Origin of the sequence: Chondromyces crocatus (genome assembly GCF_001189295.1) — a bacterium.
Lineage (GTDB): Bacteria > Myxococcota_A > Polyangia > Polyangiales > Polyangiaceae > Chondromyces > Chondromyces crocatus.
The window spans coordinates 11,278,837-11,294,788 of the sequence record NZ_CP012159.1 but is presented as its reverse complement, the minus strand read 5'-3'; the positions used below and the strand labels follow the sequence as shown (position 1 = coordinate 11,294,788).

Below are 15,952 nucleotides of genomic sequence, written 5' to 3'. Positions count from 1 at the left end.
CTGCGACCAAGGCGCGCGTGGACGTCGCGCGGGCCATCGACCGCAATCGAACCATGGGGTCGGAATCGTCGCGTTCGGACAACGCCGTCCGGGTGAACCCGGGGGATGGACCAGGCAGGACCCCGCTCCACGTCGGCGCGACGATTCCCAACACTTGCGGGCGTGAGTCTGGCCTGGGAATGGGAAAGGTCCGGCATGCAGGGCGCTGCGGTTTCTCGGCGGCTGCCGGTGGGGGCCGAGCCGACGGCGGGAGGCGTGTCCTTCCGCGTGTGGGCGCCGCGCCGCGAGGTGGTGCGCGTGGTGGTGAGCGCTCCTGGTGAGGCGCCGCTCACGGTGCAGCTCGACGTGGAAGGGAATGGGTATTTCTCGAAGCTGGTGCAAGGGCTCGGGGTGGGGACGCGGTACGCCTTTCGCCTCGACGACGATGCGCAGCTCTACCCCGACCCGGCTTCGCGCTGGCAGCCCGAGGGGCCGCACCTGCCGTCGGAGGTCGTCGACCCGAGCGCGTTCACGTGGCGCGTCGACGCCTTCCCGGGCCTCTCGCTGAAGGGGCAGGTGCTCTACGAGATGCACATCGGCACCTTCACGCCGGAAGGCACCTGGGAGGCCGCGATGCAGGAGCTTCCTGCGCTCGCGGCGCTGGGCATCACCGCGCTGGAGATCATGCCCATCGCCGAGTTCCCGGGACGCTTCGGCTGGGGATACGACGGCGTGTCCCTGTTCGCGCCGTACCACCATTACGGGACCCCGGATGACGTCCGCCGCTTCGTCGACCAGGCGCACGCGCTCGGTCTCGGGGTGATCCTCGACGTGGTGTTCAATCACCTGGGGCCGGACGGGAACTACCTGGGGCAGTTCTCGGCGGACTACTTCTCGAACCGCTACAAGACGGACTGGGGAGCCGCGATCAACTTCGACGGGGAGCGCTCGGCGGCGGTGCGCGAGTTCTTCCTCGCGAACGCGGGGTACTGGATCGACGAATACCGGTTCGATGGCCTGCGCATCGACGCGACGCAGTGCATCTTCGACAGCTCGCCCGAGCACATCCTGGCCGACGTCGCGCAGCGTGTGCGGGCGGCTGGCGGCCGGCGCGCGACCTTGCTCATCGCGGAGAACGAGCCGCAAGACAGCCGCATCGTGCGTGCCGTCGAGGCGGGAGGGTTCGGGCTGGACGCCCTGTGGAACGACGACTTCCACCACAGCGCCATGGCCGCGCTGACCGGCCACAACGGCGCCTACTACTCGGAGACCCGTGGCGCGCCGCAGGAACTCGTCTCGGTGGCGAAATGGGGCTACCTGTACCAGGGACAGCGCTATGCGTGGCAGAAGCAGCGCCGGGGGACGGCCTCCCTCGATCTCGCGCCCGCGCAGTTCGTCGCGTTCCTCCAGAACCACGATCAGGTGGCCAACTCCGCGCGCGGTCGGCGCGTCCACGCGCTCTCGTCACCCGGGCGGGTCCGCGCGCTCACCGCCTTCACCCTGCTGATCCCGGCGACGCCGATGCTGTTCCAGGGGCAGGAGTGCAACTCGTCGAAGCCGTTCCTCTACTTCGCGGATCATCACCCCGAGCTGGCAACGCTGGTGTCCCGGGGGCGGGCCGACTTTCTCGTGCAGTTCCCCACCCTCCAGGATCCCGAGGCACAACGGCGGCTGGACGAGCCGGCCGACCCGGCGACCTTCCACCAGTGCAAGCTCGATCCCCTGGAGCGGGAGCGCAACGCGGAGGCGGTGAGCTTGCACCGCGATCTGCTCACCTTGCGCCGCGAAGACCCGACGTTCTCGGCGCAGCGACCGCGAGGGGTCGACGGGGCGGTGCTGGGGCCGGAGGCGTTCGTGCTCCGGTTCTTCGGCGAGCGAGGGGAGGACCGCTTGCTGCTGGTGAACCTCGGCCTGGATCTGCGGCTCGTGCCGGCGCCGGAGCCGCTCCTCGCGCCTCCTTCCGGTCGCCGCTGGGGGCTGCTCTGGTCGAGCGAGGCGCCACGTTACGGGGGGGAGGGGACGCCGCCTGTCGAGACCGAGGCCGAGGGGTGGTTCTTGCCAGGACACGCGGCGGTGGTGCTGCGGCCCGTTCAGGTTCCTCAGGTCGTGGCGGGTGTGGCGTGCGTGGCGGGTGTGGTGGCGAAGGCCGAGCACCCGGAGACCGAGGTGGAGGCCAGCGCCCATGCCGAGGCAACGAACGAGGAGAAGGAGAACGCGCGATGACGTCCGAGCTACCGTGCCGCCGTGTCGACCTGCTCGGCGATGCGCCCGGAGCAGGCGCCGATCCCGAACATGGAGAAGACCCGGCGAGCGCCGAGTGGTTGGTGACCAACGGTCTGGGCGGGTATGCCTCGGGGACCCTGGCCGGGCTGATCACCCGCCGCTTTCATGGCCTGCTCATCGCCGCGCTGCCCGCGCCGCATGGCCGCACGATGATGCTCAATCACCTGCGCGAGGTGGCGCACGCCCCTGGTGAACGCGGTCATTGCGGGGAACTGGTGTCCCTCGGTGCGCAGAGCGAGCCCGGGGCGGCGCACCCGGACTGCGGGCTCGCCAAGCTCATCGAGTTCAAGCTCGACGCGGGGATGCCGGTGTGGCGCTACGAGCTGCCCCAGGGCGCCATCCTGGAGAAGCGGCTCCTGATGGTCCACGGCCAGAACACCACGCACATCACCTACAGCCTCGAAGGGAACGCTTCCATCTGCCTGGAGCTACAGCCCTGGGTGAACTTCCGGCCGCACGAAGGCTCCCTCGAGCGCCCCCTCGACGCGAACTACTCGCTCACCATCATAGCTGCCCGGTACGAGCTCACCGGCGACGACGACCTGCCCTCGCTCCGGCTGGAGTTCTACGGGCAGCCTGCGGGGATCCGCATCGACGGCAAGCCCATCCGCGACGTCCACTACCGGATCGAGCGCAGCCGAGGCTACGACGCCAGCGGCGATCTCTACACGCCGGGGCTCTTTCGTCTGGAACTGGACCCCGGCTCCGAGGTCACCCTCGTGGCTTCCACGGAGAGCTGGGAGGTCATCCATGCGCTGCCTCCTGCCGAAGCCCGCCGCGCCGAGCAGGAGCGCCGCAAGCGGCTGCTGCTCGCCACGGAGCCGGCGCTTCGCGAAGGCCTCGCCGCCGAGCTGGTCCTCGCCGCGGACCAGTTCCTGATCACGCCTGCCGGACGCGTCGCCGACGCGGCCCGGTGTCGCGCCTCGGGCGACGAGATCCGCACGGTCATCGCTGGCTACCCGTGGTTCACCGACTGGGGACGCGACACGATGATCAGCCTCGAAGGCCTGACCTTGACCACGGGTCGCCACAAGGAGGCGGGGTACATCCTCCGCACGTTCGGCAAGTACGTGCGCGATGGGCTGATCCCCAACATGTTCCCCGACAACCAGAACGCCGGCCTCTATCACACCGCCGACGCCACCCTCTGGTTCTTCCACGCCATCGACCGCTACCTCGCGACGACGGGCGACGACGAAACGCTGCAGATCCTCCTGCCGACCCTCCGCGACATCATCGCCCGCCACCTCGCCGGGACCCGCTTCGGCATCGGGGTCGACCCGGCGGATGGCCTGCTGCGCCAGGGCCAGGAGGGTTACCAGCTCACCTGGATGGACGCGAAGGTGGGCGACCTCGTCGTGACCCCGCGCCGTGGCAAGGCCGTCGAGCTGAACGCCCTCTGGTACAACGCCCTCTGCCTGATGGGGCGCTGGGCCGAGTGCGGGGGCGAGGACGACGAGACCTGCGATTACCTCGCCCACGCCGAGCGCGCTCGCGCGGCCTTCAACGCGCGGTTCTGGTACGCGAAAGGTCAGCACCTCTACGACGTGATCGACGGCGAGCAGGGCGACGACGCCGCCTTCCGACCCAACCAGCTCTTCGCGATCTCGCTCCCCCATCCCATCCTCGATCGCGCGCGCTGGGAGCCGGTCGTGCGGCAGGTGAAGGAGAAGCTGCTCACGCCGTACGGACTCCGATCCCTGTCGCCAGACCACCCCGATTACCGGCCGAGCTACTTCGGAAACCTGCGGATGCGCGACATGGCCTACCACCAGGGCACCGTCTGGGGCTGGCTGATCGGTCCCTTCGTCGACGCCTGGCTCAAGGTGCACCCCCACGCTCGCGACGAGGCCCGCGGCTTCGTGCTCGCGCTCGAACCGCACCTCAGCGAGGCCGGCGTGGGCACCATCAGCGAGATCTTCGACGCCGAGCCCCCGTTCGTGCCGCGAGGCTGCGTCGCACAGGCCTGGAGCGTGGCGGAGGCCCTCCGGTGCCTTGCCATGACCTCGAACAGCGGCGATGGTAGCGAGCGTCAGGACGAACGGACCGGGCGCCTCGCCTCCAGTTCCCTGATCCCTCCCTCGTGAACGACGTCTCTCTTCGCTCCGCCCTCGACCAGCTCTCCAGCCTGTCGCTCTCCTGGGAAGGCCTGACGCGCACGCCCCTCCAGGCGTCCGTCACGGCCCTCCTGGCCGCGGCGACGCTGTGCTGGATCCTCCAGACGCTCACCCGCAATTACTCGTGGGTCGACCGGCTCTGGTCGATCATGCCCCCCGTCTACGCCTGGATCTTCGCGCTCTGGGTGGAGCCCGGGCAGGCCCCCGTCCCTCGCCTGGTCCTCGTCGCGGGGCTCGTCACGGCCTGGGGCGCGCGCCTGACCTTCAACTTCGCCCGCAAAGGGGGCTACCGACCGACCGAAGAGGATTACCGCTGGCCCATCGTCCGCGCCTGGCTCGCCGAGCACGACCCGACCCACCCCCTCGGGCGCGAGCTGTTCAGCCTCCTCTTCATCACCGCCTACCAGCACCTGCTCATCGGGCTGTTCACCATCCCCCCGATGTTCCTCGTGCATACGCTCGCGCAGCAGCACGCCGTGCCCCTCGGCGCGAGCGACATCCTCGCGGCCGTGGCGTTCCTCGCGTTTCTCCTCGGCGAGACCATCGCCGACCAGCAGCAGTGGCGCTTCCACCAGCAGAAGGCGCGCCTGTCCCCCGACGAGCGCGCCCGCGCTGGCGGCGACCTCGCGCGGGGCTTTCTCACGGCGGGCGTCTTCCGTTACGCGCGGCACCTGAACTTCTTCTGCGAGATGGGGCTCTGGTGGGTCGTCGGCCTCTTCCCGGTCATCGCCGGGGCGCCGTGGCTGCACTGGGCCTGGATCGGCCCCTTCCTGCTCACCCTGCTGTTCCAGGGCTCGACGTGGCTCACCGAGCTGCTCTCCGCCCGCAAGTACCCCGCCTACCGCGACTACCAGCGCACGACGTCACGGCTGCTTCCCCTCTGGCCGGGCAAGCCCCTCGACTGACCGCTCCCCTTTCCGCCGACCGCTCCCCCCTCCCTCCTCGCGTCGTCACTCCTCCGTGAAGGAGATCGGCGGCTCGGGCTTCTCCATGGGCGTGAGCCGCCCTTCCTTCACCCCGCAGGTCACGCGCGTTACCGGCAGCTTCGTGATCGTGCCCAGCGTGAGCCCCTTGCCGTGCACCAGCTTGCTGGTGGCGATCAAACGCTCCTGCTTCCGGCCATCGTCGCTGTCGCTGTAGACCACCGTGACCGCGCTCTGGCCCGAGGGGAGCACGACCTTGAAGCGCAGGGTGCTCTCCCCGGCTTGCGGGGCTGCTCGCTCGACCCGGAGCGCCGTCGGGTGCGGCTTCCCGGCGCCCGCGAAGACCTTGCCATCGGTGACGCGGATGCCCCACTGAAGCAGCTCCTCCGGCGGCGTGACACAGTGGCTGGAGGCGCTCGGGATCGCCGCGCTCAGCCAGATCTCCAGGTGATCGTCCGTGACCCAGTTCTTGCCGGGACCGACCAGGTGATCGTCTTCCACCTCGATGAGCAGCGTGTCCGGCGCCGTCGCGACCACCCGCAGCGAGGCATCGGACGCCTGGCCCGGCATCCCGTGGGTGACGAACCCCCCCTTGCCGGTCGCGTCGACGGCGAGCGCGCAGCGGCCGAGGCCCGCGCTCTTCCAGCCCGACGCGGTGTAGGCCGGATCCACCTCGACCAGCGGCAGCGTCGCGAAAGCGTACTCGCGCCCGCCCCGATCTCCCGGCCCGACGTCCCCCGCGTCCCCGTCGCGATCGAAGGACCCGTCCGCCTTGCAGAGGGGGCTGTACCAGGTCGTGCCCCCGGCGAAGTCGTCCCAGCTCCAGCGCGACTCGGAGACATTGGAGGCGATGTTCCACCACATGCTCGACGCCGTCCGTCGCTCGCTGAGGGGGGACAGCCTGCGCTCGGAGACCTCGATCCACCGCCACGCCGAGCCCCCCATCACGGTGTGCGTGAAGCGGTTGTCTCCGATGGTGACCGTGTCTTCCCCGACGCCGGAGGCCCCGTGGCCGTCGTTGCAGATGCGCAGCAGCGGGCTCTTCGCTGCGATGGCACCATCGCGCCAGGTGACGAGCCAGTAGTCGAAGCGGTGACAACCCCCCAGGCCAGGGGACGTCACATCCTCGCGCTCCGTCTGTTCGAGCCGAAGGTCGGCAGGCAAGGCCGTCGCATCTCGGGAAGCGCCCTTCTGCGCGGAGCCTTCCTCGCCTTCGTTCTCGCTGGCATCCTCGTCGCTCCAGCGTTGCTCGCCCGTCCAGAGGCTGACCACCGAGAGAGGCATTCCCTGCTCGTTCAGTCCAGCCGGGCGATTGCGGAGGACATGACATGGCGTGCGCTGACCGCAGAGGGCCGCGTGGAGAAGCTTCTCCGTGTCGGCGCCCGCGAGCTTCCTCTCCGCGTCCGAGGGGGGGGCTGTGGCGCGGGAGGCGTCCGGGAGCTGGACGGTGGTGAGAGACGGAGGCGCTGCAGGGCCACAGGAGAGCAGCAGCGCGCCGAGAGCGATGGAGGGGAGGAGGCGCACGCGCGGAGGGTGCAGAAAGGGAGCGCCCGCGGCAAGGCTGGCGCGAGAGGCAGGCGCGAGAGGCAGGCGCGAGAGGCTGGCGCGAGAGGCTGGCGTGAGAGGCTCAGCGACCAGGGGGGGTGGCGAATTGACCGGGGAAGGGGTTCGCGTCTTGCCGGCGTTGCAGCTCGCCAGCGTTCCAGGGGGTCGTCCCGCGCTCGTGGAACAAGGCCACCCCGATGACACCGACGTTGCGGGTGTCACCGTGCTTCTGGTTCGCGTACGAGCCGCGCACCGAGCCGAAGCGGAAGGCGGCCACCGTGTCCATGCTCTGCCGGAATCCGTCGATCTCCACCTCGCTGTGCGGATCGAGGAGATAGCCCCGCTTGGAGAAGGCGGCGGGCTGACCGTCGAGCACGTCGAGGCCGTCGACGCTGACCACGCACTCGATCCGGTTCGGGGTCAGGTTGCGCAGGACGATCGAGTAGCGCTGCCCCTGCTGACCCATCGCGAACGTCTTCTCGCCGGCCACGAAGCCGCTCAGGAACTGGCCGCCCTCGCCACGGAGCCCGATGGCCACCGCGCCACCTCCCAGGGTGAACGCCTGGGGCGCGAGGCGCCGGAAACCGGCGGCGCTCGCCATGGCCTGGGCCCCCTCCTCGTCATTGTAGAAGAGGCTGGTCATCGCGAACGGGTTCGTGGGCTCCGCGCGGGTGAAGGACACGGTGGTGATGCGCGAGTGCCGGGTCTCGCCCCACTGGGTCGCCAGGCCGGGCCGGTCCACGGACTCGGGCCGAGGCCTCTGCCGTGCCACGCCGCCTTCGACGCTGCCCAGGGACCGCCCCGGGACGTCCTCGGACGAAGGCTCGAGCGGGGGCACGCCTGCGGGGACGGGCGCAGGGGCGCCGTTCATCGGGACCTCGGCGGCGACGGGCGCGCTGCCCATGTCCGCGCTTCCCGAGAAGGCAGCGCCGGACTTCTGAGCGCTGCCCCCGCAGCCAGCCGCGCCCCCGAGCAATGCCATCGCCAGCGCCCAACTCCCGATCCAACGCGTCGCCTTCATGATTCCTCCGGATCGCCTCGCGGTATCGGGCTGAAGAACGGCCCCCGACCGGCGACCTTACACCCGTCCGTTTCCCTCTGACGATCGACCTCCCGCGGCGCGGAGAGGGTGAGCGCGAGGGCCATCGAGGCGAGGAAGATCGCACACACGCCCAGGGTCAGGGCAGGGGACGGCGAGGCGAGCCATGGTGATTTTTGCGCGATGGGGCGAGCCGCCCGGTGACGCCGTGGGAGAGCGCGCGCCGGGGACGACCGGCCACGGCGCCGTCGCTCGGGGGTCATGAGCCTTCGCCCTGACATGGCGCTCGGGGCGAGGCGGCGCGCGACACGGGACGCCGGGTCCGGGGCGTGGGTCCGGCTGAGCGCCCGCCCGGAGGGGTGAGCTGGAAGGTCGGGGAGCGTCGCGTCGGTGTCCTCTGTCTGGGCCGTTGCCTGGGCCGTCTCGTACACCTCGGCGGCATCCACGTCGTCCGCGCTTCCTTCGGATGCACCCAGGCCACCCGTGTGCAGCGCGGCGGCACCCAGGACCCCCGCGCCCACCTCGCCCAGCCGCCGGCGTGAGCCTGGGCTGAACTCGAGGGCCGCCTGGGCCACCGCGACGGCGGCGGCCATCTCTTCCACCGTCTGGAAACGCCGCCCAGGCTCTTTCTCCAGGGCGCGCAGGATGATCGCCTCCACCGTGTCCGGCAGTCCCGCCCTCGTGAAGCAGGAAGGGGACGGCACGGGTCGGTCGCAGTGCGCGAAGCGAAGCGCCTGCGAGTTTCCTCGAAGATCGTCGAACGGACCCCTGCCGGTCACGAGTTCGTAGAGAGCGAGCCCCGCGGCGTAGAGATCGGCGCGGGCATCGACGGCGCCAGGCGAGCATTGCTCGGGCGCCATCGTGCGCGGCGTGCCCACGATGGCGCCTGCGAGCGTGTGCGAGGGCCCGCCGCCCGCTGCCCGCCGCGCGACGCCGAAATCGATCAGCGTGAGCCTGCCCCGCGCATCGACGATCAGGTTCTCGAGCTTCACGTCGCGGTGCACGAACCCCTGCCCGTGCACCGCGCCGAGCGCGCCGAGCGCCTGCTCCAGCAACCCGAGCGCCTCTGCGGGCGCCAGCGCACCCCGGCTCCCGAGAAGCGCCCGCAAGTTCTGGCCCGCGATCAGCTCCATCACGAAGTAGGGCCGACCGTCGCTCGTCGTCCCCACATCGAAGGCCTGCACCACGCCAGGGTGCCGGATGCGCCCGAGGAGGCGCGCTTCGTCGGCGATGCGCGCGGCGAGGTCCTCGCGATCCCTGAGTTCCTGGTGCAGCACCTTGACCGCGAAGCGGCGGCCCAGGCGCACGTGCTCCACCTCGTAGACCTCGCCCATTCCCCCCTGGCCGAGGGGCTTCACCACCACCAGTCGGGTTCCCGGGAGGCGCTGGCCCGGCCGGAGAGTTCCCGTGGGAGACATCCGGCATGCGGCGGCGCTCACGGCGCCCCTCCCAGGGTCACGAGGGACGTCGGTCGTCGGGTGATGGCCAGCCCCTCACGTGCCACATCGAGCGCAGCGATCATGGCGTCCGCGCTCTCCCATCGCCGCGCGGGCGCCTTGGCGAGCGCCCGGGCGACGACCTGATCGAGCGCCGCTGGCACCCCGGCGACCGCGCGGAGCGACGCCGGCGCCTGCCGGAGGTGGGCCCGCATCAGCGCGATGGTGTCGGGCTCCGTGAAGGGCCCGCGTCCCGCGATGGCCTCGAAGAGCAGCGTCCCCACCGCGTAGATGTCCGTCCTCGCGTCCACGGCGCCGCCGAGGATCTGCTCGGGGGCCAGGTAGCGCGGCGTGCCGAGGACGTGCGCGCCGGTCGTCGCCGCCACCGCCCCCCAGCGCAGCTTGGCGATGCCAAAGTCGAGCAGGATGGCGCTCCCCACGTCTGCGCTGCCGACCGAAGCCCAGCGCTCGCGGCGAGGTCGACCCGGCGTGACGCGGCGACCACCGTTTCTGGCGAGGAACACGTTCGCTGGTTTGACGTCGCGGTGGACGATGCCCAGCCGATGCACGGCGCCCAGCGCCGACAGGAGCTCGCGGACGACGCGCACGGCGGTGCTCGGCGGGAGGGGGCCGCGGCCGTCGAGGCGCGCGCGCAGCGTCTCTCCCGCGAGCAGCGGCATGGCCAGGAAGGGGCGCCCATCCGCCGTCACGCCTGCATCGTCGATCGGGACCACGTGAGGATGCGCCAGCGCGGCCAGCGCGTGGGTCTCCTGGAGATGACGGGCGGTCGCCTGGGGCGAGTCGGCGTGGAGGCGCCGGAGAATCTTCAGCGCGCACATCTCACCGTCGGGACCGATGGCCTCGTGGACCTCTGACGTGGTGCCTTCGCCGATCTTCCGCACCAGCACGTAGCGCGTGCCCTGGAGGGGTCGCCCTTCCTTCTTCTGCGCCATGATTCCATTCCTTCCTGACGAAGCGCCGGCCGTTCGGCGCGCTTCTGTCCATGGAATCGGCGAGGGTCTGTCGTCAGTTGCGGTGGTGTTCGCTCTTTGTTCGCTGCGCTGGCGCCGGTGGCATTCCCGCCTGTGCAGGCTGTCAGCGGCGGGGGCGCGTGCCCCTGCCGCGGGAATCAGTGCACCAGGAACCAGCGGACGCCGGGTTTGATTTCCATGTGGAAATGGTCCTCATGCGCGACGTCGTAATTGGGCGTGAGCGTGTAGGTGAAGATGCCGAGGTCCATGGCCTCGCATGCGATCGCGCGCAGCTCCTGCGCCTCGGAGCGCTCGGGGACGCGCGCCGTTGCGCCGCAGGTGCGCTCGCCACGCCGGCCGTGGAAGTGATTCGCCACGCGCAGCCAGGTGCCGTCGCGCTTCCTCAACGCGCCGACGTCGATGGCCAGCCCGGCGGGATGCCGCGTCCCAGGCGGTGCCCACTTCGGTCGAGGCCGCGCCGCGGGGGCCGGCTGGGCTGGCACCTTGTTCGCCACCATCGTGGCTTTCTCCGGCGCAGCGGCCTCATTCGTGACGGGCGCGTCCTGGGGAGCAGGCGTCGGGTCGTCGGCCTTCGGCGCGGCGGACGCGGTGGATTGCGCCGCAGGTGCCTTCGGTGTCGCGCTTCCCTTCTCGGCTTCCGGAGAGGGCGAAGGCGACGCCGCTTCGGCCTTCTTGGCGGCCTGCTTCTCGCTCGAAGGGGTCGAGGTTTCGGCCTTCTTGGCGACCTGCTTCTCGCTCGAAGGGGTCGTGGCCTCAGCCTTCTTGGCAGCCAGCTTCTCGCTGGAAGGTGCCGAGGCTTCAGCCTTCTTGGCGTGCTCCTTCTCGCTGGGAGCCTTCGGCGCTTCAGCCTTCTTGGCGTGCTCCTTCTCGCTCGAAGGGGTCGAGGCCTCTGCCTTCTTGGCGTGCTCCTTCTCGCCGGGCGCTTTCGGCGCTTCAGCCTTCTTGGCAGGCTCCTTCTCGCTGGCGAGCGTCGGCGTCTCGGCCTTCCTGGGAGCCGCTTTCTCGCTGGAAGGTGCCTCCTTCGTCTCCGGCTCGCGGGTCGCCTCGGTCGGCGCTGCGGACGCGGGAGCTTTCGCGCTCTGCGCGCTGCGTGAACGCTGCGTGCTTCCGACCTTCGCCTTCTTCGAGGGCTTGGAGGCGCTTTTCGCGGCGCGAGCGGAGCCCGAAGGCGCATCGAGCACGCCCTCCTCCGCGAGCGGCCCGCAGACGTGGTGCTCGTGTTCGGCCGCGCTCGGGCTGCGAGAGGACGTCGCTCCTCCGGACGGCGACGTGTTCGAGGGGACTTCCGACTTCTTCCCTGGCGTCGCCGGGCGCTTCACGGCGCCGGGCGCTGCCTTGCGACTGCCCCGAGGCTTCGTCGGAAGCACCGAACCCGACGGCGCGGATCCAGCGGGGCCTTTCGCGGCCGGGTTGGCCTTCAAAGGTGCAGATGCGCCACTCTTCGGAGCCGAAGGGGCGCCCGCCTTCGCAGCACCTGCCACCACCACGTTGCCCTGGTTCGGCGTCGACGCGCCCGCCGTGCTCCCCGCACCGGACGGAGCCGCCTGGGTGGCGAGCGGTGCGGGCGACGACGCCTTCACCGAAGCGTGCGATGCCTGTCCTGGCGGCGCCACATTGGGCCGGTACATCGTGTAATGCACGACCTCGTCGATATCGTGGCGCTCGAGCACCTCGGCAAAATCGTCGAGGGCCAGCGCGAGGCGCGCATCGAGGATCTCGAACATCGTCGTGGCGCGCTGCTCGGCAGGGAGCGATGAATGAATGTAGACGCCGTGGAGCCTGTCGGTGAGCCGGATGGGCGCCCGCACGCCCGGCGCATGCTCGACCAGCTGATAACCAATCTGCCGTCGATCGAGCTCGGCGAATGCCTCCTCATTGCTCATGTTGGCATAGCGGTAGGCTGGAGAGGCCTCGACCACCGCGGGATCGGGGACGACCAGGAAAGGCGAGGCCGCCGACGCCGGCGTCGGGCGCAGCATCGACGTGGCCAGCGCCAGCGTCGCGGTCAGGGCGGCCGCGGAGGGGCGAAGTCGGAAGAACTGCACGGCCGGGCCACTCTACCCGCGCTCGGAGGGAAGGCCAGAAAAAGCCAGGTGCGCAATCGTGCCGCGCACCTCACCCCGACGCGCGCAATTCGTAATTGCTGGACACGCGACCCTGCTTGGCTCGACAAGGAGGGCCGCCATCGGACCCCTGGAGGTATCTCGTGAACCGCTCTGCCATCGTCGTGATGTCGCTGCTCCTGTCGCTTCCGGCTGCCTGCAGTTTGATCGTGAGCCCGGGTGAAGTGCGCAACCCGACGCTCGGTGGGGGTGGCGCTGGCGGCGAAGGCGCTGGCGGTGAAGGTGGCGCTGGAGAGGGCGGCGCTGGCGGTGAAGGCGGCGCTGGAGAAGGCGGCTCCGGTGGCGAAGGCGGCGCCGGAGAGGGCGGCGCCGGTGGCGCGGGCGGCGAGGGCGGCGAGGGCGGTGCCTCGACCTGAAGCCCCCGGCGGGTGGCGGCCCTCGCGATCAGCCTGCTTCGGCCGTGGCGCGTGACAGCGCGTCCACCACCACCTGACCCTCTTCGTCCACATCCACCAGCGCCGTCGACTCCTCCTCCAGCTCTCCGCGCAGGATGAGATCGGCGAGGGGCGCCTCGATGAGGCGAGCGATCGTGCGACGCATCGGACGCGCGCCGTACGCCGCGTCGAAGCCACCGGCTTCGAGCAACGCCTCGATGGCCGCCGGCTCGACCGCGAGGCGCACCCCGCGCTCTTCGAGCTGCTCCTCCAGCCCTGCCAGCAGGCGCTTCGCGATCTCCGCGACCTCGTCCCGCGACAGCGAACCGAAGCAGAGCACCTCGTCGATCCGGTTGTACAGCTCGGGGGGCAATGCCGCCTTGGCGGCGCCGAGCATGGCCTCGCCGAGGCGCTCGGGCGGAGGCCCTCCCTCCTTGCGCCCGAAGCCCACCGTCCGCTCCGACCGGAGCGCGCTGGCCTCGGCCGCGCCCAGGTTCGAGGTCAGCACGATGACCGTGTTCGTGAAGTCCACCCGGCGCCCGCGACCGTCGGTCATCCGACCCTCGTCGAGCACCTGCAGGAAGGCCTCCAGCACGTCCCGGTGCGCCTTCTCGATCTCGTCGAGCAGGACCACCTGGTACGGCCGCCGCCGCACCGCCTCGGTGAGCTGACCGCCCGCCTCGTGCCCGATGTAGCCCGGCGGCGCGCCCACGAGCCGCGCCACCGCGTGCGCCTCGGCGTACTCCGACAGATCGAGCCGCGTCATCGCGTCCGGCGAGTGGAACAGCGCCTCGGCGATCGCCTTCGCCGTCTCCGTCTTGCCCACGCCCGTCGGCCCGAGCAGCAGGAACGAGCCGATCGGCCGGCGCCCCCGGATCCCTGCGGCGTTGCGGCGCAGCACCCGCGCGATGCGACCGAGCGCCTCGTCGTGTCCCACCACCCGATCGGCGAGGAGCTGCTCCAGCCCCAGCATGCGCTCGCGATCGGTCTCCAGCAGCCGCTCCACGGGCATGTCCGCGATCGCCGCCACCACCTCGGCGACCTCCGGCGGCCCCACCTCGACACTCTTGCCCGGCACCGGCGTCGCCCGACGCCGCGTGCGCGCGCCCGCGAGGTCCAGGATCGACAGCGCCTTGTCCGGCAACGCGCGGCCAGGCAGGTAACGCACCGACCACGACACGGCGGTGGCGATCGCCTCGTCGGTGAAGTCGAGCTTGTGGTGCGTCCCGAGCCCATCGGCCACGTTGCGCAGCAACAGGAAGGCGTCTTCTTCCGAGGGCTCCTCGACCTCGACCACGCTGAAGCGCCGAGCGAGCGCCGGGTCCGTCTCGATGGTCTTGCGGTACTCCTCGGGCGACGTCGCCCCGAGCAGGCAGATCTCCCCGCGCGACAGTGCGAGCTTCAGCTCCGCCATCGCCTCGTCGATGCCACCGCCGCCGATCAGCTCGTGGATCTCGTCGATGAACAGGATCACGCTCCCTGGCGTCTCGCGCAGCTCCGACCGCAGCGACGCCATCCGCTCGGCCAGCGCTCCCCGCGCGCCCGTGCCGGCCAGCAGCTCCGACGTGACGATCTCCACCAGCACCTGCGGAGGCGCGCCGGGCTCGGCCACCTCCAGGAGACGCTGCGCCACCCCGCGCGCCACCGACGTCTTGCCCACGCCCGCCGGCCCCACCAGGCACGGGTTGTTCGCGTGCCGCTTGGCGATGACGTCGAGCACCTGCTCGATCTCGTGCTCGCGCCCCACCACCGGATCCAGCTCGCCCATCGCTGCGGCGAGCGTCAGGTTGCGGCCGAGCGCGGACAGGACGGGAAAGCTCGCGCGATCCAGCGCGAACCGCGCCGCCATCGCAGGCGGCAAGAGCGCCGGGCGCCCCGTCGCAGGCTGCGTGGCGCCCTGACCCGGAGCTGCCACCGCAGGACGGACCTCGTCACCCGCGAACGCTGCTGGCGCCGCGGGAATCGCGGGAGCCGCCGGCACACCGAACGGAGACGCGATGGTCGTGGCTGGAGGCGCAGGGGGCGTCGAGCCGCGCCCTTGCCCTCCCGCGTCGCTCCGCCAGCCTGGCGGTGGGAAGAGGGGCACGGCGACGGGCCGATCCGCGGGACCCACAGCGCCCGGAGGCCGCGTGCTCAGGCCACCACCCGGCCGGTTTGCAGGGCCCACGGTGTTCGGAGGCCGGTTCGCAGGACCCACGGTGTTCGGAGGCCGCGCGCCCGGGCCCGTCCCTCGACGCACCGAGGCGTGCCCGCGCCCCAGCCCATCCCGCGTCACCCCCGTCACGCCGGACACCCCGGCGACCCCTGGCCCGCTGGCCATGCCTGGCCCGCTGGACAGCCCGGTCACGCTCGGATTCCCCGACATCCCCGTCGCGCCAGGTCCTCCCAGCGATGGGCTCTCCGTGCGCCACGAGGGACGCAACGCCTCGGTGTCCCCCTCCGGGAGCGCGCGGGTCGACGTTCGCCGAGGCGCCACCACCCCGTGCGCGATCTGGAGCGCGGCCGTCCGCAGACGCGCCAGATCGATGCCCGACTGCAAGAGGGCCCGGTGCGCGCCTGCGCCTCGGTCCGACAGCAGCGCGAGCAGCAGGTGCAGCGCCGTCGGCTCCTTCGCCGCGGCCCGCTTGGCCACGTCGCGTGCGGAACTCATGGCCCGACCGATGGGGTCTGCGCCCTCGTCGTCCACGGAGCGGCATGCCTTGAGGATCGCCTCCTCGTCGAGACGCCGGTCATGCAAGAGCTCGCCTCCAGGCCCCCCGCGGGCGGCGATGGCGGCGAGCAAGTGGACGCTCGAAAGTCGCTCTTTCCTGCGGGTCGCGAGGTCCTGAGCGAGTTTCCGGAGCGTGACGAGCTCGGAGTGGGAGCGGGGGCTGTTCATCCTGACAGGTCCTCTCCCATCTCGCCTCGCACGAACCCCGAAGGCCGGCCAAGTTCTGGGGCGACGGAAATGCCCTCTGCCTCGTGAGGCGACAGGATCTTTCCTCGGGGCCGCGAAACCGCAGCGCGCAGCGCGTGGCCGACCGAACCTCGGCTCACGGCATCGAGCGCATCGAGCGCATCGAGCGCATCGAGCGCATCGAGCGCATCGAGCGCATCGAGCGCGTGGCCCCCTGCGCGACCCCTGCTCGCGCGAGGTGAACG

11 protein-coding genes are annotated in these 15,952 nt (G+C 71.1%); 5 read left to right on the top strand and 6 right to left on the bottom strand.

The genetic code is table 11. From position 1 onward, the window contains the following. The first annotated feature begins 195 nt into the window (after positions 1-195). The 3 genes from treZ to CMC5_RS41155 are packed head-to-tail and all read left to right on the top strand — an operon-like array spanning position 196 to position 5,284. Positions 196-2,202: a malto-oligosyltrehalose trehalohydrolase gene (gene treZ / locus CMC5_RS41165; protein ID WP_082363333.1), complete on the top strand. Its 2,007-nt coding sequence runs from the start codon at positions 196-198 to the stop codon at positions 2,200-2,202. Further along, on the top strand, positions 2,199-4,349 hold the full coding sequence (locus CMC5_RS41160) for an amylo-alpha-1,6-glucosidase (protein WP_063796447.1): 2,151 nt from the start codon (positions 2,199-2,201) through the stop codon (positions 4,347-4,349). The genes treZ and CMC5_RS41160 overlap by 4 nt, the downstream gene beginning before the upstream one ends. Further along, positions 4,346-5,284, top strand: a complete 939-nt coding sequence (locus CMC5_RS41155; protein ID WP_050435545.1) for a DUF1295 domain-containing protein — start codon at positions 4,346-4,348, stop codon at positions 5,282-5,284. The genes CMC5_RS41160 and CMC5_RS41155 overlap by 4 nt, the downstream gene beginning before the upstream one ends. 45 nt (positions 5,285-5,329) lie before the next feature. On the opposite strand, the gene CMC5_RS41150 is transcribed toward CMC5_RS41155, so the two are convergent. The 5 genes from CMC5_RS41150 to CMC5_RS45570 all read right to left on the bottom strand — a co-directional run bounded on the left by CMC5_RS41150 (position 5,330) and on the right by CMC5_RS45570 (position 12,359). Further along, on the bottom strand, positions 5,330-6,826 hold the full coding sequence (locus CMC5_RS41150; protein ID WP_050435544.1) for a hypothetical protein: 1,497 nt from the start codon (positions 6,824-6,826) through the stop codon (positions 5,330-5,332). Between the two features lie 103 nt (positions 6,827-6,929). Beyond that, positions 6,930-7,868 (bottom strand): hypothetical protein, encoded by a 939-nt coding sequence (locus CMC5_RS41145; protein WP_245678173.1) that lies wholly within the window; start codon positions 7,866-7,868, stop codon positions 6,930-6,932. Next, positions 7,865-9,325 carry a serine/threonine-protein kinase gene (locus CMC5_RS41140; protein ID WP_156339268.1) on the bottom strand — a complete coding sequence of 487 codons (1,461 nt, stop codon included), beginning with the start codon at positions 9,323-9,325 and terminating at the stop codon, positions 7,865-7,867. Before CMC5_RS41140 ends, CMC5_RS41145 begins: the two co-directional genes overlap by 4 nt. Then, on the bottom strand, positions 9,322-10,275 hold the full coding sequence (locus CMC5_RS41135; RefSeq protein WP_050435542.1) for a serine/threonine-protein kinase: 954 nt from the start codon (positions 10,273-10,275) through the stop codon (positions 9,322-9,324). Before CMC5_RS41135 ends, CMC5_RS41140 begins: the two co-directional genes overlap by 4 nt. Positions 10,276-10,451: 176 nt before the next feature. Further along, complete coding sequence (locus tag CMC5_RS45570) at positions 10,452-12,359, bottom strand: extensin family protein (RefSeq protein ID WP_050435541.1); 1,908 nt, start codon at positions 12,357-12,359, stop codon at positions 10,452-10,454. Between the two features lie 161 nt (positions 12,360-12,520). On the opposite strand from CMC5_RS45570, the gene CMC5_RS43790 reads away from it, so the two are divergent. Next, positions 12,521-12,793: a hypothetical protein gene (locus CMC5_RS43790; RefSeq protein ID WP_050435540.1), complete on the top strand. Its 273-nt coding sequence runs from the start codon at positions 12,521-12,523 to the stop codon at positions 12,791-12,793. Between the two features lie 28 nt (positions 12,794-12,821). Here CMC5_RS43790 and CMC5_RS41120 read toward each other — a convergent pair whose 3' ends face one another. Then, positions 12,822-15,689, bottom strand: a complete 2,868-nt coding sequence (locus CMC5_RS41120; RefSeq protein ID WP_050435539.1) for an AAA family ATPase — start codon at positions 15,687-15,689, stop codon at positions 12,822-12,824. Positions 15,690-15,823: 134 nt separating this feature from the next. Between CMC5_RS41120 and CMC5_RS48860 the strand changes: the two genes are divergently transcribed. Further along, positions 15,824-15,949, top strand: coding sequence for a hypothetical protein (locus CMC5_RS48860; protein WP_281180800.1), 126 nt, complete (start codon positions 15,824-15,826; stop codon positions 15,947-15,949). Positions 15,950-15,952 lie beyond the last annotated feature (3 nt).

Bases quoted from the DNA above. Each gene is read 5' to 3' on its own strand.
- CMC5_RS41120 (WP_050435539.1), bottom strand. From the start codon at position 15,689: ATGAACAGCCCCCGCTCCCACTCCGAGCTCGTCACGCTCCGGAAACTC.
- CMC5_RS41145 (WP_245678173.1), bottom strand. From the start codon at position 7,868: ATGAAGGCGACGCGTTGGATCGGGAGTTGGGCGCTGGCGATGGCATTG.
- treZ (WP_082363333.1), top strand. From the start codon at position 196: ATGCAGGGCGCTGCGGTTTCTCGGCGGCTGCCGGTGGGGGCCGAGCCG.
- CMC5_RS41160 (WP_063796447.1), top strand. From the start codon at position 2,199: ATGACGTCCGAGCTACCGTGCCGCCGTGTCGACCTGCTCGGCGATGCG.
- CMC5_RS41135 (WP_050435542.1), bottom strand. From the start codon at position 10,275: ATGGCGCAGAAGAAGGAAGGGCGACCCCTCCAGGGCACGCGCTACGTG.